23 protein-coding genes are annotated in these 23,688 nt (G+C 67.3%); 18 read left to right on the forward strand and 5 right to left on the reverse strand.

Annotation, left to right across the window (positions count from 1 at the left end):
* From VMX79_09170 to VMX79_09185, 4 genes are all read left to right on the forward strand, one after another.
* Window positions 1-573 (forward strand): FtsX-like permease family protein (locus VMX79_09170; GenBank protein HUV87270.1); only part of this gene is annotated, 573 nt, incomplete at its 5' end.
* Window positions 574-577: 4 nt separating this feature from the next.
* Window positions 578-1,879, forward strand: a complete 1,302-nt coding sequence (locus tag VMX79_09175; GenBank protein ID HUV87271.1) for an ABC transporter permease — start codon at window positions 578-580, stop codon at window positions 1,877-1,879.
* A 16-nt stretch (window positions 1,880-1,895) separates the two neighbouring features.
* Window positions 1,896-2,441 carry a thermonuclease family protein gene (locus VMX79_09180; protein HUV87272.1) on the forward strand — a complete coding sequence of 182 codons (546 nt, stop codon included), beginning with the start codon at window positions 1,896-1,898 and terminating at the stop codon, window positions 2,439-2,441.
* Window positions 2,441-3,232: a ribonuclease H-like domain-containing protein gene (locus tag VMX79_09185; GenBank protein HUV87273.1), complete on the forward strand. Its 792-nt coding sequence runs from the start codon at window positions 2,441-2,443 to the stop codon at window positions 3,230-3,232. The genes VMX79_09180 and VMX79_09185 overlap by 1 nt, the downstream gene beginning before the upstream one ends.
* 76 nt (window positions 3,233-3,308) lie before the next feature.
* On the opposite strand, the gene VMX79_09190 is transcribed toward VMX79_09185, so the two are convergent.
* Genes VMX79_09190 through VMX79_09205 form a run of 4 tightly spaced genes read right to left on the reverse strand, consistent with a single transcriptional unit; the run spans window position 3,309 to window position 5,796 of the window.
* Window positions 3,309-3,689, reverse strand: a complete 381-nt coding sequence (locus VMX79_09190) for a HEPN domain-containing protein (GenBank protein HUV87274.1) — start codon at window positions 3,687-3,689, stop codon at window positions 3,309-3,311.
* The gene (locus tag VMX79_09195) at window positions 3,673-3,999 is read right to left on the reverse strand and encodes a nucleotidyltransferase domain-containing protein (GenBank protein HUV87275.1); all 327 of its coding nucleotides are present in this window, start codon (window positions 3,997-3,999) and stop codon (window positions 3,673-3,675) included. Before VMX79_09195 ends, VMX79_09190 begins: the two co-directional genes overlap by 17 nt.
* 43 nt (window positions 4,000-4,042) lie before the next feature.
* Window positions 4,043-5,125: a glycosyltransferase gene (locus tag VMX79_09200; GenBank protein ID HUV87276.1), complete on the reverse strand. Its 1,083-nt coding sequence runs from the start codon at window positions 5,123-5,125 to the stop codon at window positions 4,043-4,045.
* Entirely contained in the window at window positions 5,122-5,796 is a 675-nt protein-coding gene (locus tag VMX79_09205) for an endonuclease III (protein HUV87277.1), read from the reverse strand. The genes VMX79_09200 and VMX79_09205 overlap by 4 nt, the downstream gene beginning before the upstream one ends.
* Window positions 5,797-5,887: 91 nt before the next feature.
* Here VMX79_09205 and VMX79_09210 point away from each other — a divergent pair, with 91 nt between their 5' ends.
* Entirely contained in the window at window positions 5,888-8,467 is a 2,580-nt protein-coding gene (locus VMX79_09210) for a fused MFS/spermidine synthase (protein HUV87278.1), read from the forward strand.
* On the opposite strand, the gene VMX79_09215 is transcribed toward VMX79_09210, so the two are convergent.
* On the reverse strand, window positions 8,442-9,515 hold the full coding sequence (locus VMX79_09215; protein ID HUV87279.1) for a glycosyltransferase family 4 protein: 1,074 nt from the start codon (window positions 9,513-9,515) through the stop codon (window positions 8,442-8,444). The two genes, VMX79_09210 and VMX79_09215, sit on opposite strands and share 26 nt — an antisense overlap.
* Before the next feature lie 102 nt (window positions 9,516-9,617).
* On the opposite strand from VMX79_09215, the gene VMX79_09220 reads away from it, so the two are divergent.
* The 13 genes from VMX79_09220 (at window position 9,618) to VMX79_09280 (ending at window position 23,657) form a co-directional block, all read left to right on the forward strand.
* The gene (locus tag VMX79_09220) at window positions 9,618-10,637 is read left to right on the forward strand and encodes an SH3 domain-containing C40 family peptidase (protein ID HUV87280.1); all 1,020 of its coding nucleotides are present in this window, start codon (window positions 9,618-9,620) and stop codon (window positions 10,635-10,637) included.
* Window positions 10,638-10,812: 175 nt separating this feature from the next.
* Window positions 10,813-11,367, forward strand: coding sequence for a Fe-S-containing hydro-lyase (locus VMX79_09225; GenBank protein ID HUV87281.1), 555 nt, complete (start codon window positions 10,813-10,815; stop codon window positions 11,365-11,367).
* Window positions 11,368-12,306: an NHL repeat-containing protein gene (locus VMX79_09230; GenBank protein ID HUV87282.1), complete on the forward strand. Its 939-nt coding sequence runs from the start codon at window positions 11,368-11,370 to the stop codon at window positions 12,304-12,306.
* Between the two features lie 4 nt (window positions 12,307-12,310).
* A complete protein-coding gene (locus tag VMX79_09235) occupies window positions 12,311-12,667 on the forward strand; it encodes a hypothetical protein (protein ID HUV87283.1) in 357 nt (118 codons plus the stop codon).
* A 40-nt stretch (window positions 12,668-12,707) separates the two neighbouring features.
* On the forward strand, window positions 12,708-14,375 hold the full coding sequence (locus VMX79_09240) for a hypothetical protein (GenBank protein HUV87284.1): 1,668 nt from the start codon (window positions 12,708-12,710) through the stop codon (window positions 14,373-14,375).
* A 70-nt stretch (window positions 14,376-14,445) separates the two neighbouring features.
* Window positions 14,446-15,945 (forward strand): radical SAM protein, encoded by a 1,500-nt coding sequence (locus VMX79_09245; protein ID HUV87285.1) that lies wholly within the window; start codon window positions 14,446-14,448, stop codon window positions 15,943-15,945.
* A gap of 9 nt (window positions 15,946-15,954) precedes the next feature.
* Window positions 15,955-16,509 carry an isoprenylcysteine carboxylmethyltransferase family protein gene (locus tag VMX79_09250; GenBank protein ID HUV87286.1) on the forward strand — a complete coding sequence of 185 codons (555 nt, stop codon included), beginning with the start codon at window positions 15,955-15,957 and terminating at the stop codon, window positions 16,507-16,509.
* 109 nt (window positions 16,510-16,618) lie between these two features.
* Window positions 16,619-18,913, forward strand: coding sequence for a hypothetical protein (locus tag VMX79_09255; GenBank protein HUV87287.1), 2,295 nt, complete (start codon window positions 16,619-16,621; stop codon window positions 18,911-18,913).
* Window positions 18,910-20,691 (forward strand): tetratricopeptide repeat protein, encoded by a 1,782-nt coding sequence (locus VMX79_09260; GenBank protein ID HUV87288.1) that lies wholly within the window; start codon window positions 18,910-18,912, stop codon window positions 20,689-20,691. The genes VMX79_09255 and VMX79_09260 overlap by 4 nt, the downstream gene beginning before the upstream one ends.
* A complete protein-coding gene (locus tag VMX79_09265; protein HUV87289.1) occupies window positions 20,691-21,881 on the forward strand; it encodes a tetratricopeptide repeat protein in 1,191 nt (396 codons plus the stop codon). Before VMX79_09260 ends, VMX79_09265 begins: the two co-directional genes overlap by 1 nt.
* 1 nt (window position 21,882) lies before the next feature.
* The gene (locus tag VMX79_09270) at window positions 21,883-22,035 is read left to right on the forward strand and encodes a hypothetical protein (GenBank protein ID HUV87290.1); all 153 of its coding nucleotides are present in this window, start codon (window positions 21,883-21,885) and stop codon (window positions 22,033-22,035) included.
* A gap of 70 nt (window positions 22,036-22,105) precedes the next feature.
* Entirely contained in the window at window positions 22,106-22,687 is a 582-nt protein-coding gene (locus VMX79_09275; GenBank protein ID HUV87291.1) for a hypothetical protein, read from the forward strand.
* Entirely contained in the window at window positions 22,680-23,657 is a 978-nt protein-coding gene (locus tag VMX79_09280) for an FMN-binding protein (protein ID HUV87292.1), read from the forward strand. The genes VMX79_09275 and VMX79_09280 overlap by 8 nt, the downstream gene beginning before the upstream one ends.
* Window positions 23,658-23,688 lie beyond the last annotated feature (31 nt).

The raw sequence follows: 23,688 nt of genomic DNA on the forward strand, positions 1-23,688 counted from the left end.
ACGCGCGGCATCGCGCACGGCCTGGCGATAATAGGCCGGCCCAGGTCGCCGGAGCTGGAGGGGCAGGCCATAGACGAGGTGACGAACCTCATGCGGCGGCGCCACCGCCTGGGGCCCGACGAGGAGAACGACTTCGAGGTCATCACGCAGGCCGCGATGGTGCAGGCGTTCGACGCGCTAACCGCGGCGCTCTTCGTCGTCATCATCGCGGTGGGGAGTATATCGCTGTTGGTGGGCGGCGTGGGCATTATGAACATAATGATGGTCTCGGTCACGGAGCGGACGCGGGAAATAGGCGTCCGCAAGGCGGTGGGGGCGCGGCGAGCCGACATCCTGATGCAGTTCCTAATCGAGGCCGTGGTGCTCTCGGCCGGCGGCGGCCTGTTGGGCGTGGCCGGCGGCACGGCGTTGGCTTTAATCATCGGCGCGGCGACGCCGGTGCCGGCCTCGGTGTCGGGCGGGGCCGTGGTGCTGGGGGTCGTCTTCTCGACGGCGGTGGGCGTCTTCTTCGGCCTGTATCCCGCGCGGCGGGCGGCCCGCCTGGAGCCCATCGCGGCGCTGCGGTACGAGTAGCGTTATGAAACCCCTATGGCATAATCTTCGCCGGCAATACTACCAATACCGCGAGGCGGCGGCGCTGGCGTTCTCGTCGCTGTGGGCCCATAAGATGCGCGCCTTCTTGACGGTCCTGGGCGTCGTCATCGGCGTCACGACCGTCATCGCGATGGTCAGCATCATCGACGGCCTTAACCAGTCCTTCGCCAACCAGATGGGCTTTTTAGGCGCCGACACCTTTTTCATCCAGAAATATAAAGCCGTCCAGTTCGGCGCCGGCCGCGAGGAGGAACGCAAGGATTTCGAGGAGGCCGACGCCGCGGCGATAATGCGCCGCTGCCCGGCGGTGTTGGTGGCCGACTTCTATACCGAGATCGCCGGGCGGGCTACCTACGGCGGCAAGAAGACGGCCCTCCTCGCCATCGGCTCCACGCAAACGGAGAAGTTCGACGAGATCTTCTCGTGGTGGGTGGGGGACGGCCGGATGCTGACGCAGGCCGACATCGACGCCGACCGGTACGTCGCGGTGGTGGGGTCGGCGGTGGCGGAGGCGTTGGCGCCGGAGGGCCGGATAATCGGCGAGCGGATAAAGGTCAACGGCCACCGCTTCCTGGTCGTGGGCGTCTTCGGCCACAAGGGCGAGATCTTCGGCGTCTCGATGGACAACTACATCGTGATACCGCACGGCGCGGGCCGCAAAGCTTTCGGCGAACCGGTCGACGAAATGGGGATGGGGAGCTCAGTTATCACGGTGCGGGCGAAGTCGCCCGAGCTCCTCAATACCGCTTTCGACCAGGCCGAGGTGGTGATGCGGGAGCGGCGCAAGGTCCCGCCGGAGGCCGAGAACGACTTCGAGATCTACACCGCCGACTCGCTGATGGATATCTACAATCAGATAACCGGCGCCGCGTTCGCCGTTATGATCGGCATTTCCGCGGTGTCGCTTTTGGTGGGCGGTATCGGCATTATGAACATCATGCTGGTCTCGGTTACGGAGCGCACGCGGGAAATCGGCGTCCGCAAGGCGCTGGGCGCGCGGCGGCGCGACGTCATGGCGCAGTTCATCGGCGAGGCCACCGTCATCTCGCTCACCGGCGGCATAATCGGCATCGTCATCGGCGTAATCATCGGCGAAGGGGTCAGCCTGCTGACGAAGGTGCTGTCGGACGCCGGCGCGCCGGTGCCGTTCCTGCCGGCGGCCATTAAGGCGTGGTCGATAATGTTGGGCTTCCTGTTCTCGCTGGGGGTGGGCCTTTTCTTCGGCATCTACCCGGCGAACAAGGCCGCGAAGTTGAACCCCATCGAGGCGCTGCGCTACGAATGAAGCGGCGAGGTATTCTATGAGAAATACAACGGCGAAGGTTTACCTGTTGGCCCTTTACCTCGCGGCCGCGAGTTTCGCCGCCGAGGATGAGATTACGAAGACGCCGGCCGGCCTCGAGTTCGAGGCCGTGACGGCGACGTGCGAAGAGGTCCTCGCGCCCAACGTCGTGCGCGTCAGGGTCCTGGGCGAGTGCGCGTTAATCGGCGTCCAGCCCGTCGACAAGAAGGCCCCCTATTACGGCGAAGCGCTGTCGTTCGCCCGCGAGAGGGTAGCGGGCCGCGAGGTTCGCGTCGAGGTATGCCCCAATATCCCGGCCAACGAGACGGGGCAGGCCCGCGCCGTCATCTACTACCGCCGCGACGGCAAGTGGTGGAACCTCAACGTCGAGCTCATAAGCGCGGGCCTGGCGAAGGTCGCCGACGTCCCGTCGTGCCACGTGCCGACGAAGTCCTGGCTCACGTACCAGAAAGAGGCGCGCGACGCGCGGCGCGGGATGTGGGCGGACGTTCCGACGCCTAAGCCGTCCACGAGCGAGGGGCCCGACATCTCCGACTTCGAGTGATGGCCGACGCGCGCGATTTCCGGGCCAAGCTGCGCGAGATAGCTCGCGCCCGGGCGCGCGGCGAAAGTCCCCCCCGGCCCCAACCGCCCGCCGACAACGTCGTCGCGCTCGAGCAGTTGTGGCCCGCTTCCCGGGCGGAGGGTTTTTGGCGCTGCCGGCCCGAGTGGCCGAAGGGCTACCCCCCTCCGGAAATCCCCCCCACCTTTATCGGTACGTTCGCGGCCTTCGACGTGGAGTCGCTGGGCCGCACGCCCAAGCCGCTCTTCCTGGTCGGCTTCGGCCGCATGTCGGCGGACGGCGTTGCGTTCGAGCAATACCTGGCCGGCCATCCCGACGAGGAGGGGGCGGTGCTGCAGGCTACGGCTCGAGCCCTCGCCGACGCGGACGTCCTCCTCTCCTACAACGGCCGCACCTTCGACCTCCCCATAATCCGCGACCGCCTGCGCTGGTGGCGGCTGCCGTACGAGGAGCCGCGGCGCCACGTCGACCTCCTGTGGCTCGTCCGGAAGTATTACAAGGAGCGGTGCGATATGCCCGCCTGCGGCCTGGCCGAGGCGGAGCGGTACGTCCTCGGCGTCCAAAGGCCGGCGGACATCTACTCCTCGCAGGTCCCGGAGCTGTACGAGCGCTACGTCAAGATAGGCGACGCGCGGCCGCTCGAGCCGGTCCTGAGACACAACCTCTACGACGTGGCGGCGACGCTTCTTCTTTCCTTAAAAATGGAGGAGGATGTCCGCGGCGAGTTGGAGGATGAGGCGGATAACTGGGCGGATACGGAAGATCTTTTCTAATTACGGTTTAATTGTTGCCGAAAAAAACCGCCGGCCTGTTATGGCCGGCTTTTTTAGTAACCGTTTCAAAGGACCTTCACCCGCGCGGGAAACTCTCCGAAAAAACGCTGAAGAAATCCCGCATAACGTCTACGGCTTTTTCCGCTAAGTGCCGGTCCGGTTTACTCCCGGGGTATCGCACCTCTACCGCCGATACGCTTAAATTGACTAACGCTTCTTCGAGGTCGTTAAAAATGGGCGTATTGTTCTTAATTAAATCTAAAAGAAATTTCAAATCGTGGGTCCGGGGAAAGTCTACGCCGAAGTCTACCAGAAGGGCTTTCATCGCTTTCTCGACGGCTTGTTGGGCGTGGAAGCATACCGCCGCGAACGCGGGCGGCTCCGCGGCTAGCTCGCGTTCCGCGACACGGAAATCCTCGTCGGCTTTGCTAAGCCATTCTTCAGCGAGTGGCTTCACTTATCTCCAGGCCGGTTGACTCGATATCGCCGAAGAAGCCGTCGCCCAGCGCCAGCCGTTCTTCGAGCTGGCTCGGCGTTCTTACGATGACGTCTACCGGGACCGGTAGCTCGAGCGCGGCGCGGGCCCGAGCCGCGGCCTCGACGGGCCCCTCTTCCGCGGCGTCGAGGACGATTAAAATGTCTACGTCGCTGTCGGGCGTCTCCTCGCCGGCCGCGTACGAGCCGAAAACCTTGACGGAAACCAGCCTCTCGCCGAACAATCGGCGTAAGGTTTCGGCTATGGTCGCGAAAATTTCTTCCTTAACCATTACGTTGTCAATATAGCATACTTCGACGGCGCGTAGCCGTTTTTCAAACGCGCTTACCGAATCGCGTAGCCAGCGCCGCGAACGCCTCCTCGCTTCGCTTCATATTATCCCGCCACAGGCCCTTCGCGAGCACGACGCCGCGGTTGACCTCGCGGGCGCGCTCGCGCAGGCCGATGTCGCGGGCGGTTTTGATAATCGCCTCGGCCAGCGCCGCCGCGTCGTCGAGCGGGACCGACAAACCTACCGCCCCGGCCTCAAACCACTGCCGCGTCGCCGGGATGTCCGCCACCACCGGGAAGCAACCCGCCGCGAGCGCCTCCAGCAGCGATATGTTCGCGCCGTCGGAGCGCGACGTCGTCACGAAGATGTCGGCGTCGCGGAGCTGCGCCGCCACCTCCGCCGGCGGCACCGCCCCCAGGAACGAGACGCGCCCGGCGAAACCCATCTCCCGTACCCGCGCCTCGACCTTGGGCCGCAGGACGCCGTCGCTCAGGAAGACGAGGCGCGCGCGCGGCAGCGCCTCGAATACGGCGGCCAGCGCGGCGAGGAGTTGCTCGAAGTTGTACACCGGCTTGAAGTGGCGGGTGTGGATGATGACGACTTCCTCCGGGGGCCGGGGTGGCCGGGCGGTCATCGTGAAGACGTCCTCGTCGACGCCGAAATGGTTCACGACTACCTTGGCCGGGTCGCCGCCCAACGCGACGATGCGCGCCGTCATATGGTCCGCCATCGACGTGATGAGGTCCGCGCGCTTGAGGACGAACTCGACGCGCTTGCGGTGCAGCCACGACCAGTCCGGCTCGAGCAGGACGTCGGTCCCCCAGGCCGACGCCGCCACCGGCCTCACGCCGCATAACGCGCCCAGCGGCCCGTACGAGCCGAGCTCCTGCGCCGAGACGACGTCCGGGTCTATCGCCCGGGCGAGCTTGCGCACCGTCGGCAGGTGCGCGAGGTATTTGAACATGAAGGCCCGCGGCAGCCGACTTTCAATATAATAGGTCTTCCCCGGAACGGGCGGCCCGTCCTCGAACGTGATGAGGTGGCACTCGTGGCCCGCCTCGTGGAAGTACTCCACCCAGCGGTGGGTGTGGTTCAGCGAGCGGTCCGATAGGAAGAGTATCCTCATTCAAATGTGCCGCATGACGGGCAAAGGTCGGCCAGGACGCACGCGTCGCACGCGGGCCGCCGCGCGGCGCAGACGTCGCGGCCGTGGCGTATAAGGCCGAGGTGCAGCTCGCGCGCCTTGCCGGGCGGGCAATATTCGTCCCAGAATTTATGGGCCGCGGCCGCCGTCGCTTTCGCGCCGATGAAGCCGAGCCGTTTCGTCAATCTCAAGATGTGCGTGTCCACCGGGAAGACGTCCCGGCCGAACGAGAAGAGCAGGACGACGCGCGCCGTCTTGGCGCCGACGCCGGGCAGGCTCGTAAGCCACGCTTCCGCCTCGCCGTCGCCCATTTTATTTAAAAAGGACAGGTCCGTGTTGCCGCGCCGCTTCAGGACCTCTCGCGTCATCTCTTTGAGGTAGCGGGCCTTGACGCGCTCCAGGCCGCCGAGGCGGATACTTGCGGCGACGGCCCGAACGTTCGCCGTCGCGAGGTCGTCGAGCCGCGGGAACCGTTCCTGCAGCGAGGCGAAGGTCCGCGCGCTGTTCACGTCGGTGGTGTTCTGGCTGAGTACCGTTTGCACCAGCTCGTCGAAAGGGGGGCGGCGCCGCCGCCGGGGCGTACCGTACGCCGCGGCCAACCGGCGCGCTACTGCGGCGACGCGGCGTTTCGTTTCGGCGCGTTGTGCGGCCACGCGCGCATCATAACATAACCGCCGTTCGCCGCCAACGCCCTCCGTCCGCCGGCGTAGATTTGACTTCCGGCCACGGCCTACCGCTGTTAATATGCAGGCCGTTATGTTCGCCTCCCGCCGTTTCCCGGCCGCGGCCTTCGTAGTCGCGCTGTTCTTCGTCTCCGGCGCCGCCGGCCTGGTGTACGAGGTCGTCTGGATGCAGATGCTGGCGGTGACGCTGGGCGGGACGGCGCCGGCGGTGGCCGCGGTGCTGGCGGCGTTCATGGGCGGCCTCGCCATCGGCAGCGCCCTCGGCGGCCGGGCGGTGGACCGGTTCGGCAGGCCGCTGTTATGGTACGCCGGCCTGGAGTTATTCGTCGGCCTGTACGCGCTCGCGTTCCCCTTTATTTACCGTGCCGCCGACGGCTTGTACTTCGCGGCGTACGAGCCGGGCGCGGCCGGCGCGCTGCACCTGCTGCGTTTCGGCGTCGCGTGTTTGCTCCTGCTGGCGCCGACGGCGGCGATGGGCGCGACGACGCCGGCGGTGGTCGCGGCGCTGCGGGCGTACGGCGGCGGCACGTCGCGGTCCTTTTCGGGGGCGTACGCCGCCAACACCGTGGGCGCGGCGACGGGGGTCTTGTTGGGCGGCTTCTGGCTGCTGTGGGCGGCGGGAGCGAGCCTGACGCTCAAGGTCACGGCCTCGGCGAACCTGGCCGTCGCGGTCGCGGCTTGCGTCGTCGCGCTGCGGTTTCGCCCGGGCGAGGGCGTCGCGGCCGAAGCGGCGCCGGCGGTCCCGCCCGGGCGAGGGGCGTCGACGTGGCGGGCGGCGGCCGCGGCCTTTATCGCCGGCGGCGCGGCGCTCGCGGCCCAGGTGCTCTGGACGCGGGCGCTGGCCAACGTCGTCGGCTCGGCGACGTACGCGTTCGCGGCCATGCTGGCGGTGATACTCCTGGCCATCGCCGCGGGCGCGGCGGTCCACCGCCGGCTGGGGCCGGAGGCGGGCGGCTCTTCGTTGTTCTACGGCGCGTGCTGCCTGGCGGCGGCGGCCGGCCTGGCGGCCAGCGTCGTCGCGCTCCGCGGAGCGCCCTATTTATTCCTGGTCGCGTACGGCGCCGCGGGCGGCGGCTTCGGCGTCGCGCTGGCGTTGGTGTTCGCCATAACCGCGCTCGTCCTCTTCGTACCCTCTTTCTTTTTGGGGATAATTTTGCCGGTGACGGTAGCGGCGGCGCGGCGACGGGAGGCCGGGACGCGCGTCGGCTACCTCTACGCCGCCAATACCACGGGCGCCATCGCGGGCAGCCTGGTCGGGACGTTTCTATTGCTGCCTTGGCTCGGGCCGGCGGGCGGCCTCCGCGCGGTGGCCCTGGCGGCGATAGCGGCGGCCTTCGTGTGGGGCGTCTCGCGGCGGCGCGTCGTCTGGCAAGGACCATTAGCCGCGCTGCTCGCGGCGTTGGTCGTCGTAGCGCCCGGGCCCAGCCGGCATACGCTCGCGCTCGGCGCCGGCATAAGCCCCGGCTACTATCTCGACGAGGAGGGCAAACCCGCCCTCGACGAAGCGGCGCAAGAGGAGTTGTTGTTCTACGAGGAAAGCGTCGACGCCTCGGTGGCCGTCATCTCCTACGGGTCGATTCGCTCGCTGAAGATAAACGGCAAGACCGTCGCCTCCACCAACTACGACGACGTGCGGGTCGAGCGGGCGTTGGGCGAGGTGCCGTTGCGGGAATTCAACGAGACACGCGTCGGCGGCCGCGACGGCGCCGAAGACGTGCTCGTTATCGGCCTCGGCACCGGCATCACGCTGGGCGCGATAACGGGCCATCCGTCGGTCCGCAGTATCGTTTGTGTGGAAATCAACCCGGCCGTCCCGGCGGCGTCCCGCCTCTTCGACGGCGCCAGCGGCGCCCCGTTGGACGACCCCCGCGTCGAGCTAATCCGCGAGGACGGCCGCTCGTACGTCCTCGGCACCGGCAAACGGTTCGGCGTCATAACGTCCGACCCCATCCACCCGTGGACCAAGGGCTCGTCGTCGCTTTTTACGGTCGAGCATTTCCGCAACTGCGCGCGCATCCTGAAACGCGGCGGCGTGATGGCGCAGTGGCTGCCGTTGTACCAGCTCGCGCCGGCCGATTACCTGACCGCCGTCCGCTCCTTCGCCGGCGCTTTCGACTACGTCAGGTTGTACTACACCGGCCGCGACACGGTCCTGGTCGGCTCGACGTCGCCCTGGCTCGAGAAGAAGAAAACGCGACCTTATTTGATCGCGAGCGACGAGGCCGTCCGTACGTTGGTCGCCGACGCGGAGGCCAATACCGAGGACCGGTTGATTCTGGAGTACACGGCGCCGCACGCCCTCTACGAGAAGACGGACGCGGACAATCTCGCGACGTTGGCGGACTTGCGGCTCGAGGGGGGCGACGACCGGTATCGCGCGGTTACGGCGTTGGTCGAAGGCCGGCTGGCGTACTTGAGGGATGCGGAGGACGAGGCCGTGGCGGCGTACCGCCGGGGCCTGGCGCTTTGGCCCGAGAACGAGGACCTCCGCCAGGCGCTGGCCGATATTTATTTCGAGCGGGGAATGGCGGCCGCGGAGGCCGGCGACGCGGCCCGCGCGCGGGAGTGGTTCCGCGCCGTGCTCGCGCTTACGCCGGGCGACGAGGCCGCGGCGGCTAACGTCGAGGCTTTGGGGGGGTAGGCGCGAGGCCCGCGGCGTCGAGCAACGTCTGCAGTTGGCCCGGGCGGTCGTAGGGCCAGATGAATTCGGCGGCGGCCTCGTGGGCGCGGGCCGCGACGTCGGCGGCGAGTCCCGGATTACGCAAAACGAAAATTATCCGCTCGGCCAGCGCCTCCGGGTCGTCCGGTCGCGCGAGGAAGCCCGTCTCGCCGTCGCGGACGAGGAAGGGGACGCCCCCCACCGCCGCGGCCACCACCGGCACGCGGGCCCACATCGCCTCCAGTACGCTGTTGGGGTGGTTGTCGTCGCGGGTGGAGTTGACCATCAACGTCGCCCTTTGCAGGTGCGGCATAAGGTCTTGGTGGGGGAGGAATCCGTGGAACCGCACGCGGCCCGGCGCGACCTCCTCGGCCAGGCGCTCGAGCTTGGGCCGGTCCACGCCGTCGCCGCACAGGTGGAGCTCGGCCTCGGGGAACTCGCGGACGACTTTTCCGAACGCGCGCACTACTATGTCTACGCCGCCGACGTAGTCGTGCCGCCGGGGACACAGGATGAGCGGCGGCCCTTCGGCCTCGGCCGCGTTGGCGGGCAGCCGCGACACGTCCACGATATCGGGGACGACGCGGGCCCGCATCCCGAAGCCGGCGAATACGCCCTGCAAGTAGCGGCCCGGGACGACGACGGCCCGGGCGAGCCGGGAGATGGGGCGGACGAGCCATCCCCACTTTCGGAAGAAAAACCGCGCCAGGCCGCCTTTATACATCAATATCGCCGGCACGCCGAAGAGCCGCGCGGCGGCGAGCGGCACCGCCGAGAAAGCGAAGAACGACGCGTACGAGCCGCCGAAGATGAGCGCCAGGTCGCAGCGCCGCAGCTTACGCAGCTCGCGCAGAACGCGTAAGAAGCGCAGCGAACGCGGCTTGCGCCGGCCGAAGGGGTTGGTATTTATCGTGACGACTTGCGCGCCGTCCCGGGCCAGGATTTCGGCGAGCATCCGGGCCTGGTGCGGCATTCCGCCGGGCGGCGGCGGGAACGCGGCGACGAGCGCGATTTTGACTTTGGGCGGCACGACCAATTTATCCTTGATATTTAGTCGTTTTTAACATAAACATTCTATAAGGTATACCCGTAAAAGTCAAATGTCGCGGCGACGACGGGCCGCGGTAAGTTTATGAAGCCGAGAATAATATTGCTGATTTCGGCCTTAGCGGCGGGGAGCGCCGCCGGAGGTTGGTTCCAAAAAGCCGACTGGGTGGCGGCGGTGACGTACCACCAGGCCGAGGACGCGATCTACTTCGACACCACCGGCGAGCTGCCGCCGCAGGTGAAGGTCGTCGCCCAGGAAGACCCCAACCTGATAAAACTCGAGCTCGCCAACCTGCGTATAAACCCCCGCGTCTACACCTTATCGCCGCGCGACGGCGTCGTCCACGACATCCGGCTGGAGGGGTTCGAGGAGCGGGGCCGTTCGCGCCTGGAGGTAACCGTGGACCTCGCCAAGCCGTTCGAGTACGAGCTCGAGCGGCGCCAGGTGGAGGGCGACGTCTCGCAGGTATTATTGCGATTGACCAACGTCGACGTGAAGCGCACCCAACCGGACGTCGCCGGGAAAGCGCCGCTGTACGCCCGCCCCGCGGCCGGCGCCCAAATAGTGGCGTACGTCCACTACCACGCCCGCGTCGAAGTGTACGACTATGCCAAGACGATGTATCTGGTCAAGGCGCCCGACGGGACGCTGGGCTGGGTCCGCGGCGAGAATTTGAAGATAGAGGGCGAAAACCCCTTCGTAGAAAAGGAACCCCTTCCGATACCCGCCACGCCGCGGAGCGAGATAATCGCCACCGCCAAGAAGTATCTGGGCGTGCCGTACGTCTGGGGAGGCACGTCGGCCGACGGCTTCGACTGCTCGGGGCTGGTGCAAATGGTCTTCGCCGAGAACGGCGTATCGCTGCCGCGGGGTTCCGGCGACCAGTACCGCAAAGGCCGCAAGGTCCCCGAGAGCAGGATGAGGCCCGGCGACCTGGTGTTCTTCCGGACCTATACCTCCGGGCCGTCGCACGTGGGCATCTACGCCGGCGACGGCAAGTTCATCCACGCCGAATCGTCGCCGCGCGGCGTTACCGTCACGCCGCTGAGCCAGCCGTATTGGGACGAGCGCTTCCTCGGCGCGCGAACGTGGCTCGCGGACTAGTCGTATTTTTCGCAGAACGAAACCCTGGCGATTCTAATAGTATTAAGACGTTACGTCGGCGGCGCAAATAACGCTTGGCGCGATATTCGGCCGTATGTTATAGTGGCGCAATCGGGCCGTGCCCCTCTTCGGCGCGGCGGCGTTGTATTTATTTCCGGCGCGGAGGTGCTTTGTCGTGGTGATTAAATTGAATATCCCGGTGGAAGACGCCGACGTCGTCAAGAATTTGAAGGCCGGGGAAGAAGTGCTGCTGACCGGCCGCATGTACACCGCGCGCGACGCCGCCCACAAGCGGCTTATCGATCTCCTCGATAAGGGCGAGCCGCTGCCGGTCGACCTGAACGGCGCGTGCATTTACTACGTCGGGCCGTCGCCGGCGCGCCCCGGCAACGTCATCGGCTCGGCGGGGCCCACTACCTCGGGCCGCGTCGACCCCTACACGCCCAGGCTGCTGGAGCAGGGCTTGAAGTTGATGGTCGGCAAGGGCAAGCGGAACGACGACGTAAAGAAGGCCATTAAAAAATACGGCGCGGCGTACCTGGCCGCCACCGGCGGCGCCGCGGCGCTGCTGGCCGACCGCATCAAGGCCGCGAAGGTGGTCGCGTACGAGGACCTGGGCCCGGAGGCCATCCGCGAGCTGACGGTGGAGGACTTCCCGGCGGTGGTCGTGAACGACGCGGCCGGCGGCGACGCGTTCGTCGAGGGCGCGAAGAAGTACAACCGCGAATAGATGTCGGCGGACGAGAAGGAAACGGGTAGCGTAAGCCGGCGCGAGTTTTTGAAAGCCGGCGCCGCCGCGGGCGCGTTCGCGGTCCTGGCGGGCGCGTTCCCGGAGGTGGTGTGGGCCGAGGAGCCCGGGCGGCCGGACCTCTCCGGCCTGGGCGACCTTATCAACCCGTACGACGTGGCCGTGGCGCTCGATGGAACGGTGTACGTCGCCAACGCCGGCCGCTACGGCGTCGTGCGGCTCGCCGCCGGCGAGGGCCGCTACCTGGGCACCGGCCCGGGTACCGCCGACGGCCGGTTCAACTTCCCGATGGGCGTGGACGCGGCCGCCGACGGCGGCGTCTTCGTCGCCGACACCAACAACGGCCGCGTTCAAGTGTTCGACGCCGCCGGCGTTCACGTTCGCTCCTTCGGCCGGCTGGGCTACCTCGACGGCGAGTTCCTCCGGCCGAAGAGCGTTTGCCGCTACGAGGCCGGCGTGCTCGTGGCCGACACCCGCAACCACCGCGTCCAATACGTCGACCTGCATAGCACGAGGCTGGCCTCCGACGAGCCGGTGACGCGGGCCATCCTGGGCGGCCTGGGCGACGGCCCCACCGACCTCAAGCTGCCGCGGTACGTCGCGGCCGACGCCGAGAAGCGCATCTACGTCGCCGACGCCGGCCACGCCGTCGTGAAAATTTTCAACCTCGACGGCGACGTGACGGCGACGCTCGGCCGGGGCGAATTGGCGGAGCCGGCGGGCATCGCGGCCGAGGACGGGACGACCTTCGTCGCGGACGCCGGCGGGGCGCGCGTGTTGGCGTTCGATAACGACGGCCGCAAGCTCGGCGCGCTTAAAGGTTTGGCTGGTTTGAAAGAACCGCGCGGCGTCGCGCTGGCCGACGGGTACCTGCTGGTCGCGGACCCCAAGGCGGCGCGCGTCTTCATAACCGAGGTTTGACGTTGTGACCGGCGACTACGGCATATTGTTCTACGGCACCTCGGCGCTCCTTCTGAGCGCGATGGTCGGCCTGGAGGTCTACCGCCTACGGGCCGGGAAGCGCGGCCGCTTCCGGCGCTTCGTCGCCGACGAGGCCGCCTTCGGCCTGGCGCCGCGCAGCGCGGAAGTCGAGCTCGACGACGGCCGCGTGGTCGAAGCCACGGTCCCCGGCTGCACGCAGTGCGTCTGCCGCTTCAAGGCCGGCGACGCGGTAGTGGTCACGACGGCCGCGGGGCGCTATTACGTCGGCGCCGGCGTAGGGCGCACCCGCCGGCCCGGGCGCGAGTGCGCGCGCGGAAACGCCGAGGACGCCTCTTCGTAAAGATATTCCAAAAATGGGGTTTTACGCTTAACGCTCCCTTATGGCTTTCACGGTAATAGGATACGTTACCCTCGCGGTCTTCGTCGTCGTCCTGGTCCTGACGCTCTTCAGGAAGATAAACCTTCCCATTCAAACCGTTCTCATCCTCATCACGCTGTTCAACGTCGCCGTGGCCGTCGTCTACCGGCTGACGGTGGAGGGGCGCCCGGGCGCGCTCCTCGTGGGTAGCGAGCTCCTGAGCGGCATCATCCTCCACCCCATAACGGCGCTTCTGGCGGGGCTTTTCCTGGCCGGCGCGCTCACGGCCTCGGGCGGCTTCGACGCGCTGAAGGTCATCATCGAGTGGTTGAAGAAGACGCCGCTGGGGCTGCCGGGCGCGATGGTCATCCTTATCAACCTGCCGCTCATCGCGATGTTGCCCTGCGGCCGCATCCTGGGCGCGGCGCTCTTGCCGCTGCTGTTTGCCTTCGGCCCGGAGGAGATGAGGGTCGTTTCCAAGGGCCAGCTCATCGTCCTCATCGGCGCCTTCGCGCGCAACGCCTTCGGCTCGTGCGGGCCCTCGCCCATCGGCGGCGTGGGGCAAATAGGCGAGGGCTTCCTGGGCGCGCACTTCGCGACCGCGAGCCTGGGCATCCTGCGCGGGCCGCAGTCGTTCGCGCTGCTGCTCGGGACCGCGTTTATGGCGCTGTTCCTCAAGATAATCACGACGCGGATTTACCCGGAGGACTCGGCGCTCCGCGACGCCGCTCCCGGCGAGGCGACCGAGGCGCCCAAGGCCAAGGCGCCGACGCGCGGGTACGTCTCGCTGGTCATCTTCGCCGTCGCGCTGCTGGTCTCGATATTCCAACCCTTCGGCAAGTACCCGGTGCAGACGGTCCTCGTCGCGGCGTGCCTCCTTATAATGCTCCTGTGCCGCGTCAAGCTCACGGACCTCATGGCCGGCATATTGCTCATGCCGGTGACGGCGATGGCGGCGGGCTTCCTGGCCGCGGGCTCGCTCTACCTGACGGGCGGCTTCGACGCTCTCAGCAGTCTGCTCAAGGGGCTGTCCGACTTCCGCGTGCTGGGCGTCGCCGGCATGCTCGCCATCTTCGTCCAGATTCAAACCATAATGCCGCTGAGCTGCTCGCGCATCTTGACCGCGGCGCTGGTGCCGACGCTGTACCTCTTCGGCCCCGCCGGCTTCGGCCTCGTGAACTGGAGCCAGCTCGCCATCGTGATGTCGGCCTATATGATCAACGCCACGACGTCGTGCGCGCCGTCGCCGTTGGGCGGCGCCGGGATGATGGCGGAGGGGACGCTGCGCGCCGAGACCGGCTACCTCAAGGGGGCGTTCTCGTTCGCGGCCATGGCGGTGATGGCCCCACTTGCGGCGATCTTCATGAAGTTCATCAACCTCGAGATCTTCACGCCCGAGGGCTTCACGCAGAACCTGCCGGCGCTGCTCGCGGGCGCCGCGGTCGTCGTGATAATCAACTTGATTATGATTAAGCTCGTCGGCGCGCTCGCCGGGACGAACATCCAGCGCGGGTGGAACGTCCAGTTCGGCGTCTTCTTGTTGATGGGCGCGCTGGCGGGCGCGATGCTGGCCTATGCGCTGTACGATTTCGCCTGGGGCGCGGCGGCGCAGGGGGCCTTCGGCGGCCTGGTCGCGGCGCTGCTCATCGGCGTTATGACGCCCAGGGCGGTTAACGTTCCGAAGACGTAAGGCCGCGGGCAACGGTACGACGCAGGCCGCCGTATTAGCGGCGGCTTTTTAGCCTACGAACGGCGGAATAGTGGCGAGTTTTCTCTTCGTTATAAAGGGTACCGCGCTGGTCGAGCGCTACGGCGTGATGATGCTGGCCGCGGCCCTCAAGCGCGCGGGGCACGACGTGGAGCTGGCCCGGGCGCAGCGGCTCGGCCTCGAGCGGTTGCGCGCCAAAGTCCGCGAGCTCGAGCCCGCGGCGCTGTTGTACAGCGCGATGACCGGCGAACATCAATATTTATTGGATATCAACCGACGCCTGAAAGAGAGCTACGGCGGCGTCTCGGCCTTCGGCGGCCCGCACGCGACGTTCTTCCCGGAGATGGTCTACGAAGACGGCGTGGACGTCGTATGCCTGGGCGAGGGGGAGGGAACCGTCGTCGAGCTGGCGGGCGCGCTGGCGGAGGGCCGCGACTACGCCGACATCGCCAACCTGTGGGTGAAGCGCGACGGCGACGTCGTGCGGAACGAGCTGCGGCCGCTGGTGGAGGACCTGGACGCGCTGCCCTTCGCCGACCGCGAGATACTGTACGAGGGCGACGCGGACCTGCGCGACCACCCGACGAAGATCTTCTTCGCGATGCGGGGCTGCGTCTTCCGCTGTACCTATTGCTTCAACCACCGCTTCAACGACATGTACCGGGGCCTGGGTCGCGTGTGCCGCACGCGCGGCGTGGACGGCTTCCTCGCGGAGATGAGGTACGTCAAGGAGCGCTGGCCGCTGCGCTATATGCAAATAGACGACGACACTTTTTTATTGCACAAGCGCTCGTGGCTGGAGGAGTTCGCCGAGCGGCTGCCGCGCGAGGTGGGCGTGCCGTTTATGTGCAACGTGCGGGTGGACTTGATTAACGACGACAGCGTACGCCTGCTCAAGGCCGCCGGTTGCCACGCGGCGTGGATGGGCGTGGAGAGCGGCGACGAGCGCGTTCGGCGCGACGTCCTCAAGCGGCCGCATACCGACGAAGAGATAGTGGCCGCGGTGGCGCTGCTTCGGCGGCGCGGCATCCGCGTCGCGACGCAGAATTTGTGCGGCCTGCCGGTGGAGGACCCGGTCGCCGTCGACGAGAAAACCCTCGCCCTCAACGTCGCCTGCCGGCCCGACTTCGCCTGGTCGTCGATATTCTACCCGTATCCCAGGACCGAACTCGGCGAGCGCGCGGTCGCGGGGGGGTATTACGACGGTTCGCTCGCGGACGTGCCCGAGACCAACAAGATAAATACCATGCTCACGTGGGGCGACGAGAGAACGACCTGGCGCGTGGAGAATCTCCACAAGTTCTTCGGCGTCGTCGCGGAGTATCCGTGGTTGTGGCCGCTCGTACGCCGTTTAATAAACCGAAAGCCCAATCGCCTGTACGTGCTGGTATTCTTTTTATGGTACGGCTATTGTTGGAAGACGAGAATCGAGAAGATACCGTTCACGCCCAGGACCGTGTTCTCTCTCTTTAAAACTTTGGTCGAATACCTGCGGGGCGTCAAGGAGCTCGCGCCGGCGCCGGCCGAGGCCGCCCCGGCCGAGGTTCGTTGATAGCCGCCGATGTGGCTCGCGCTGACATATATCGCCGCTGTCGTCGTCGCCCGGATTTTGACTTTCGCCGGCAGGCCGCGGCGCACGTTCGGCGACCTGGTGCGGTCGCTCCTCGACCCGACGTTTCACTTGCTGGCCTGGACGTCGATCGCCGCCGTCGCGATGCCGCTGTTGGAATACGTCGTGCTGAGGCCGCGGCAATGGCTGCCGTTGAACGCGGCGGGGGCGGCGCTGGTCGTCGGCTCCGGGGTTTTGGCGTACGTCGCCAATCGGACGCTGGGCGCGGCGTTTTCGCCTTACGTGGACGCGGCGGCCGCGGACAAGAGGATAGTAACCGCCGGCATATACGGCCGCATCCGGCACCCGCTCTACACCGCCGGTTTTATGTTGACGGCCGGCGCGGCACTTATGTTATGTTGCGTAGTTTCGTGGTTCTTCACGCTGCTCTGTTGGGCCGCGGTCGTCGTACGGACGCTGCGCGAGGAGCATCTGCTCAAACGCAATATGGACGGGTACGTCGACTACATGCGGCGGACGAAACGCTACATACCGGGCATAATCTGACGCGGCGGACGGAAACGTATATCCCGACGGCGCAGGTATTACCGGCGGCGCCTTATCGCGCGGCCCGGCCTTCGCTCGAGAGGGCCTTAGCATAACTTTGGACGTTGCTATGGACGGCAGTAAAATATTGCGTTACTTGGGGCTGGGCGCGCTCGTCGCGGGCGCCCTGGCGTACGTTTCGTACTTGCGGGGAATTTTAACCGTAACCGGCGGGGCCGACGCCGCCGTCGTCGCGGCCGGCGCGGCTTTCCTCGGCTTGGCGGTGGGGGCCGCGCTCGCGACGTTGGCGGGCGCGCGCGCGCGCCGCAAAGGGCGCGCGACGCCGGCGTTTAACGCCCTGCTCTTCGGCGTCGCGGCCTTCGTCGTCGGCGGTGCGGTGGGGCATTTACCCCTGGGCGCGGGCGGCCTTGCCGGCGTCGGCGGGTGGTTGGTCGTCGTCGCGTACGTGTTGGCGGCCGCGTTGCCGCTCGGTTTCGTCGGCTTCGCGCTGGCGGTCGCGTTCCGCGCGTACGCCGACGAGCCCGCGGGCGTTTACGGCGCGTTCTTGGCCGGGGGCGCCGCCGGCGTAATCCTGGCCGCGGCGGCGTTCGCTCTGTTGGGCCACGCCGCGGCGCTCGGGCTGGCGGCGGTCCTGGCGGCTGCGGCCGCAGCTTCCTTGAGTACGGCCCGGGCCAAGGTTAAGTTAATAGCGCCCGCCGTCCTGGTGGCCTGCGCCGTCGTTTTGCCGTTGGCGGCGCCTATCCTGTTCGGCCTGGCGCCGGCGCGGGGTGCTTTCCTGGGCGCTTCCGGCGAACGCGTCGCCGACGCGGCGTGGAGCGCCGCGGCCCGGGCGGAAGTCGTAACCTCGCCCGCCGCCGATAAATCCGCCGCCGCGTTTACGGTATTCGACGCCGGCCTGGCGAAGGAGTTGCCTCGCCACGAGTGGCTTACGGTCGACGGCCGTCGCGGCGCGCCCGTCTTGAAGGAAACGCCGTCTGTAGCGTTCACGAAAAAATACGTCGCCGCGTTGGCGGGCCGCGTCAAGGCTCCCGAGAGGGCGCTGGTCGCGGGCGGCGCCGGCTTCGACGCGCTGGCGCTGGCCGCCCTGGGCGCCGGCAGCGTCGACCTGGTAATGGACGACGCGGCGTACGGTTTGATTAAAAAACTGGCCTATCCCGACGAGCTCCTGCGCAAAAACCGGGTAGCGCCTCGGGGCGGCGACGGCCGAGCCTTCTTGCGGAGTTCCGGCGGGACGTACGACCTTATCGCCCTTTCGCCCTCGGCCGTGCCGGCGCCGCTCGAGCCGGCGCCCGCGTTGACCGCGGATTACCTTTTGACGGTGGAAGCTTTCCGGGAGTATTATCGGCGCCTCGAGCCGGCGGGTATAATAAGCTTTACGGTTCGCGAGGGGGCGCAGCCGACCTACGGCCCGGACCTCGCGGCGACGGTCTACCGGGCTTTCGCGGAGGAGGGCGAGCTCCGGCCGGCCGGTTGCGTCGCCGTCTTCCGGCGGGGCGACGCGGTGACGGCTTTGGCGAAGCGCGGCGGCTTCGGCGACCTCGAGCTGGAGGGGCTGGTGGGCGTCGCCGGCGAGGAGTTCGAGCCGGTCTACCTGCCGGGGCGTAAATCGCCCGGCGGGGATTTGGCTGACGCGTACGCGGCCTCGTTGACGTCGGCGGCCGAATATGACGGCCGTCCGGCGCGCGACGACCGGCCGTTCCCGTTCGCCACCGCGGGGCCGGGCCGGGTTATCGGCCTGGCCGCGGCTGCCGTCGTGCTGGCGGCGGCGTTCCTCGCGCTCCCGCTCTACGGTTTTAGAAAGCGTCAGGTGCGGACGGGCGGGAAGGCGGCGTTCGCGCTTTACTTCATCCTCGTCGGCGCGTCCTTCGCGGCGCTGGCGACGGCGCTCGGGCCCAAGGTCGCGTTTTACCTCGGCGGCGGCGCCTGGAGCGGCCCGGCGGCGCGGGCGGCGCTGTTGGCCGTCGCCGCGGCGGGGAGCCTGTGGGGCGGCGCCGTTGCGCGGGGGCGGCGCTGGCTGCCGTTCGCCGTCGTCGCGGCGGCCACGCTGCTCTGCATCCTGGCGTATGACGCCCTCTTGGCGGCGACCGCCGGTTGGCCGCTGTGGGTCCGGTTTTACGTCGCGGCGGTTTTGGTGGCGCTGGTGGGGTTCTTCCTGGGGGCCTTGGCGCCTATGGGCCTTGCCGCGGCGGCGGGGCGGGAGCCGGCGACGCTGCCCTGGTGTTGGGCGGCGTACCTCTTCGGCTTCGCTTTCGCGACGGTGGGCGCGCTGCCGGCGGCGACGGTCGTCGGTTTTAGAATAATTTTGGCGGCCGCGGGGTTGACCGTGGTGGCCGCGTGGGGCGCCTTCGTGCGGGCGGCCCGCAGTCACCTGCCGCCCGTGGCCGCGGAGGCCGATGCGAAATGACGGCTCGCGTTATTATAGCCTCGCTGGCGTTGGCGGTTTTATGCGCCGCCCCGGCGCTCGCCCAGGAGAGCGCGGACGAGATGCTCGAGCGCGCCGCGCAGCTCGAGGAGGAGGGTAGAATCGCCGAAGCGGTACAGCTCTACGGCGAGATACTGGAGAAGTATCCCGACAATGCCCAGGCGTACAACAACTTCGGCGCCGTGCTGCTCCGGGCCGGCAAGGTGGAGGAGGCCAAGTTCGCGTTCGAAAAAGCGTCCGAGCTCGACCCCGCGTACGATACGCCGCGCAGCAACCTCGGTTACATATACCTCGTCATCGAGGAGGATTACGAAAAGGCGCTGCCGCCCCTCCTCGCGGCGTTGGAGATAAACCCGCGCAACGATTCGGCGTTAAACAATTTACGGGCCTTTTATATCGTCCAGGACAAGTACGCCGAGGCCGCCGCGGAGTGGGAGCGGCTGAGCCGCGCCGCGCCGGATAACGCGCGCATCAAGCGCGACCTGGCGGATATATACGTCAAGCTGGGCGATTTCGCCGCGGCCGAGAAATGGGCCAAAGCCACGCTCGCCCTCGACGCCGACAACGTCGACGCCCGCCTTAACCTCGCCTTCGTGTACCGTTTTACCGGCCGGCTCGCCGAGGCCGAGAAACTTCTCGCCAAGCTGGCGCGGGCCCAACCCGACGAGGCCGACGTGCAGATCGCGCTCCGCGACGTTTACTACGCCCGCGGTAAGCTCGAGGAGGCGCTCGAGCCGGCGAAGGCCGTGGTCGAGCTCGAGCCGTCGACGGCGGAGAATTACCTCGCGTTGGCCCGGTTGTATTTCGAGCTGAGGCGGTACGACGAAGGCCTCGCCGCCTGCGACCGCGCCCTCGGCCTGCGGGACGACGCCGCGGGGCGCAACTTGAAGGGGTGGGGATTGTACCGGGCGGGCCGGCTGGACGAGGCCGAGGCCGAGCTGAGCCTGGCGGTCGCGCGCGACGATAGGTTCGCCGACGCCCACCGCAACCTGGCCGACGTTTACTACCAGAAGTGGCTCTTCGCGCAGGCGCTCGACCATTACGACAAAGCGTACCGCATCGACCCGCGCGACGGCCGGGCGCTGGTTATGACCGGGTATTGCTACTACCAATTGGGGGATACCGAGCAGGCGGAGGCCGTGTTCGATAAGACGCTGGCGGCATTTCCCGACAACGTAAAGGCGTTGAACGGCAAGGCCGCGGTAGCCCGGGCCCGCGGCGATAAAGAGGACGCGCTCGCCCTCTCGGTGAAGGTCCTCGAGGCGTCGCCCTCGAACGCCGAGTCGCTGAACACCGCGGGCGTGCTCTCGGCCGAGACGGGGGACTACGAGGCGTCGTACAATTATTTAAAAAAGCTGGTTGAAATGGGGCCGGAGCCCGCGTACGCGTACGCCAACTTCGGCGTCGCCGCGGTGCGTACCGGCCGTTGGTCCGAGGCGCGGGACGCCTTCGCGACGGCGGCGGCCAAAAACCCGCGCGACTTCCAGGCCCAGGCGGGATTGATGCTGGCCGCGGCCGAGTTGGGGGAACTCGACGACGCCGAGGCCGCTTTGACCGCGGCCGGGGAGATAAGCCCCGTAAACCCCATAGTGTTTTACGGCCGGGCGCTATTGGCTGAGGCGCGGGGCGACGCCGCGAGCCGGGACGAGTACCTGGGTCGCGTCCTCGCCCGCAAGAAGGAGTGGGACGACGAGGGCCTGGTGGCGGACGTCTTGACGGCGTTCGTCTTCGAACAGGCCGAGGCGGCGGCCGCGGAATAATGATGAAACGCTTAATATCGGTTTCTCTGGCGTTGGCCCTATGCGGGGCGGCGGCCGGCCACGAGCACGAGCACGAGGGCGCGCCGGGGGCGGCCTACTTCCACGAGCACGCGCTCGAGCTGCTGCGCGCGCGCCAGTCGGAGAAGGCGGCGGCCTTCTTACAATACTCGCTGGACTACTATCCGTGGGACGTCCCGTTGAACCTGCTCTACCTCGACGTGTTGGGCGAGGAGGGGTTGGAGGTCCTAGGCCAGGCTTGGTACGAAGAGGACTCCGAACACGTCGCCGACGAGGCGATAATATTATTCGCGTTGGGCCGGCTGGCCGAAGACGACGCCGACGCTCGAGACTATTACGAACGCGCGCTGGCCGCGGACCGGGACTTTACGCCGGCCCGCGTCGGCCTGGCGGAGCTGTCCTACCGGCGGGGCGATTTAGAGGCCGCCCGGCTCGAGATCGAGCGCGCGTTAAAGCAAAACGCCGACGAATGGCGCGCGTACGCCCTCCGAGGAGAGATATTCCTGGCCCTGGACGAGCTGGAGGGCGCGGTCCGGGATTTCGAACGCGCCCTCGACGACGACCCCTACGCGCCGGCGACGCACGCCGCGCTGGGCGAGGCTCTTCTGCTCGGCGGCGAAGCCGCGGCCGCCCGGGAAGAGTACCGGGAGGCCATAGCCTGGTGCGACGACCGCGGCGAATACTACCTCGGTCTGGGGAAGGCGCAGGAAGCGTTGGGCGAACTCGACGCCGCGCGCCTGGCGTACGCCGCGGCGGCCTCGCGCGCTTGCGGCAATATGACGGTCGCTATCGCGGGACGCAAGGCCGCGGGGCGGCTGGCCTTCGGAGCCGGCGACATGCTCGAGGCGACGGACCACATCACCTGGGCGGCGACGTTCGCGCCCGATGACGCCGAGCTGCGGGCGTACGTGGGCGGGTTATATGCGCACGTCGGCAGGCCGGCGGAGGCCGCGGCGGAATTTAAACGCGCCGCCGAGCTCGAGCCCGAAAACGGCGTTTATTGGTATTTGCTCGGCTCGAGCCGGGCCCGGGCCGGCGAATTCGAAGCCGCCCGGGAAAGCCTGGAGGAGGCCGTCGAGCTTCTGGACGGCGAGGAGGCCGCCGAAGCCGCGCGCGAGCTCGAGGCGGTCCGCGCCGCGCTGGCGGAGGGGTCGGGGCAACAGGAGGAATAACATGCCGTTCTTCATATCGTTTCTGGTTGCGGGCACCGCCAGCGGCGTCATTATTGCGTTCGCGCTCGACATGCGCTCGCCCAAGCAGTTGCTGCAGGGCGCGGTGGGCGGCTTTATCACCGGTTTGCTAATCGCGCTGCTGCTGCCGCGGTAGCGGTGCCCGTCGCGAATAAACGGTTGCGGCGAGCTTCGGATTAATTTAGAATATTAGAAATATTTCGCCTATGGCCGAAGACGAGCGAGACAAGGAACAGCCCCGGGTGAAGTGGATTCCCCGGTCGCGCGACGTCGACAAACCGGCGGCGCTCCCCGGCATACACCGCTACGCGCCGTTTACGAACTTGACGGACCGGATGACGACGCCCGCGCTCAACCGCGCCGTCATGGTGGGCATCGGCGCCGCGGTGGCGCTGGACGTCCTCCGCCCTATTGCGCTCGGGATGTGGGACGCGGCGTATTGCTACGAGTGCCGCGCGTGCTACGCGACGCTGGAGAACTGCCCGGCGTCGATAACGTTTCAGGCCGAGCTAACCGTAGCGTGCCGGACGATGGACTACCGCCGCTTTATTAAGAACCGCGGCCTGCTGTGCATCCGCTGCGGGAACTGCAACGGCTTCTGCGTCCAGCACCTCGACCTCGCCGGCATCTTCGGCAAGATGGGCGTTGCGACGACGCGCGCCATACGAGAGGGGAAGGTCCCGCTCGACGTCGTCGAGGAGGCCATCTATCAGGGCATGATAGGCCGCGAATACATCGACGAAATTTACGAGTGGTACCGCTCGAGCGGGGGGCGGCAGCTTGGCTAAGTTCCGGCTATCTTTCACCAACCGGTGGCTGCGGCTCGCCTTCGTGCTGGCCGTCGTGGCGTTAACGTTCGCCGGCGCGCGGCTCTTCGCGCTGGGCCTGCTTTACGTCGGCCTGGCGGTGTGGGCGTTCAAGCGGTGGCGGGAGCACAAACGCGGCCTGGCGTACGTCTTGGCGGCGGCGCTGGTCTTGGGCGCGGGCCTCTACGGCTTCGCGGCGTTCGAGGTCTGGAATATGCGGGCGTGGCGCGCGCGGCACTTTGGCGACGCCGTCCTACTGGCCGAAGACGGCGTTTACGAGGGCGAGGGTACGGGGAAGCGCGGCCCGGTCAGAGTGGAGGTAACCGTAAAGGACCACAAGGTCGCGGATTTCGAGGTAATAGAGTATTACGACACGATTCCGGTCGCCTCGGCCGCCTTCGACGAGTTGCGGGAGCTCTTGCGGGGCCGCGCCGACGTCGACGTGGACGCCGTAACCGGCGCGACCGTTACCTCGTACGGCACGGTCAACGCCGCCCGCGACGCCGTTTGGAAGGGCGTCGCCGACGCGCCGAGGCTCTCCTGGGTATCGAGGATAACGCTGTGGTTCGCCAGCCTCAGGTTCCAAAGGGTGACGATTCACTCGCTGGCGGTCCTGTTCATCGTCGTGTTGCTTTTCGACTATACCATTCAGGCGGCGTTGGTGGAGGGAACGGGCCAGACTCTCAACTGCATGGATTGCCAGACCTGCGTCGGCACCTGCCCGGTGAAGCGGGTGGAGGGCAAGCTCTTCCCGATGGAGATGGTCCTTCGGGCGCGGCTGGGAGATTACGAGGAGGTAGCCCGGCTGATGCGGTATTGCGTGGGATGCGCCAAGTGCGCGGCCAAATGTCCGGCGGGGATAAGCGCGCCCAGCGTGGCCGCCGCGGTGGCCCAGTACCTGCGCAAGCAGAAGCGGGAAGAGGAGGCCGAGTTCTTCGAGGAGCGGGTGTAATCCCCGTAGGGAACCTGTAGGGGGGACGTAC

The sequence above is a fragment of the bacterium genome (genome assembly GCA_035529855.1).
Classification (GTDB): Bacteria; RBG-13-66-14; B26-G2; order WVWN01; family WVWN01; genus WVWN01.

Coding starts and splice junctions, on each gene's coding strand:
- VMX79_09260 (HUV87288.1), top strand. CDS start 18,910: ATGACGGCTCGCGTTATTATAGCCTCGCTGGCGTTGGCGGTTTTATGC.
- VMX79_09200 (HUV87276.1), bottom strand. CDS start 5,125: ATGAGGATACTCTTCCTATCGGACCGCTCGCTGAACCACACCCACCGC.
- VMX79_09195 (HUV87275.1), bottom strand. CDS start 3,999: ATGGTTAAGGAAGAAATTTTCGCGACCATAGCCGAAACCTTACGCCGA.
- VMX79_09180 (HUV87272.1), top strand. CDS start 1,896: ATGAGAAATACAACGGCGAAGGTTTACCTGTTGGCCCTTTACCTCGCG.
- VMX79_09275 (HUV87291.1), top strand. CDS start 22,106: ATGGCCGAAGACGAGCGAGACAAGGAACAGCCCCGGGTGAAGTGGATT.
- VMX79_09240 (HUV87284.1), top strand. CDS start 12,708: ATGGCTTTCACGGTAATAGGATACGTTACCCTCGCGGTCTTCGTCGTC.
- VMX79_09210 (HUV87278.1), top strand. CDS start 5,888: ATGCAGGCCGTTATGTTCGCCTCCCGCCGTTTCCCGGCCGCGGCCTTC.
- VMX79_09185 (HUV87273.1), top strand. CDS start 2,441: ATGGCCGACGCGCGCGATTTCCGGGCCAAGCTGCGCGAGATAGCTCGC.
- VMX79_09255 (HUV87287.1), top strand. CDS start 16,619: ATGGACGGCAGTAAAATATTGCGTTACTTGGGGCTGGGCGCGCTCGTC.
- VMX79_09270 (HUV87290.1), top strand. CDS start 21,883: ATGCCGTTCTTCATATCGTTTCTGGTTGCGGGCACCGCCAGCGGCGTC.
- VMX79_09250 (HUV87286.1), top strand. CDS start 15,955: ATGTGGCTCGCGCTGACATATATCGCCGCTGTCGTCGTCGCCCGGATT.
- VMX79_09175 (HUV87271.1), top strand. CDS start 578: ATGAAACCCCTATGGCATAATCTTCGCCGGCAATACTACCAATACCGC.
- VMX79_09265 (HUV87289.1), top strand. CDS start 20,691: ATGATGAAACGCTTAATATCGGTTTCTCTGGCGTTGGCCCTATGCGGG.
- VMX79_09220 (HUV87280.1), top strand. CDS start 9,618: ATGAAGCCGAGAATAATATTGCTGATTTCGGCCTTAGCGGCGGGGAGC.
- VMX79_09230 (HUV87282.1), top strand. CDS start 11,368: ATGTCGGCGGACGAGAAGGAAACGGGTAGCGTAAGCCGGCGCGAGTTT.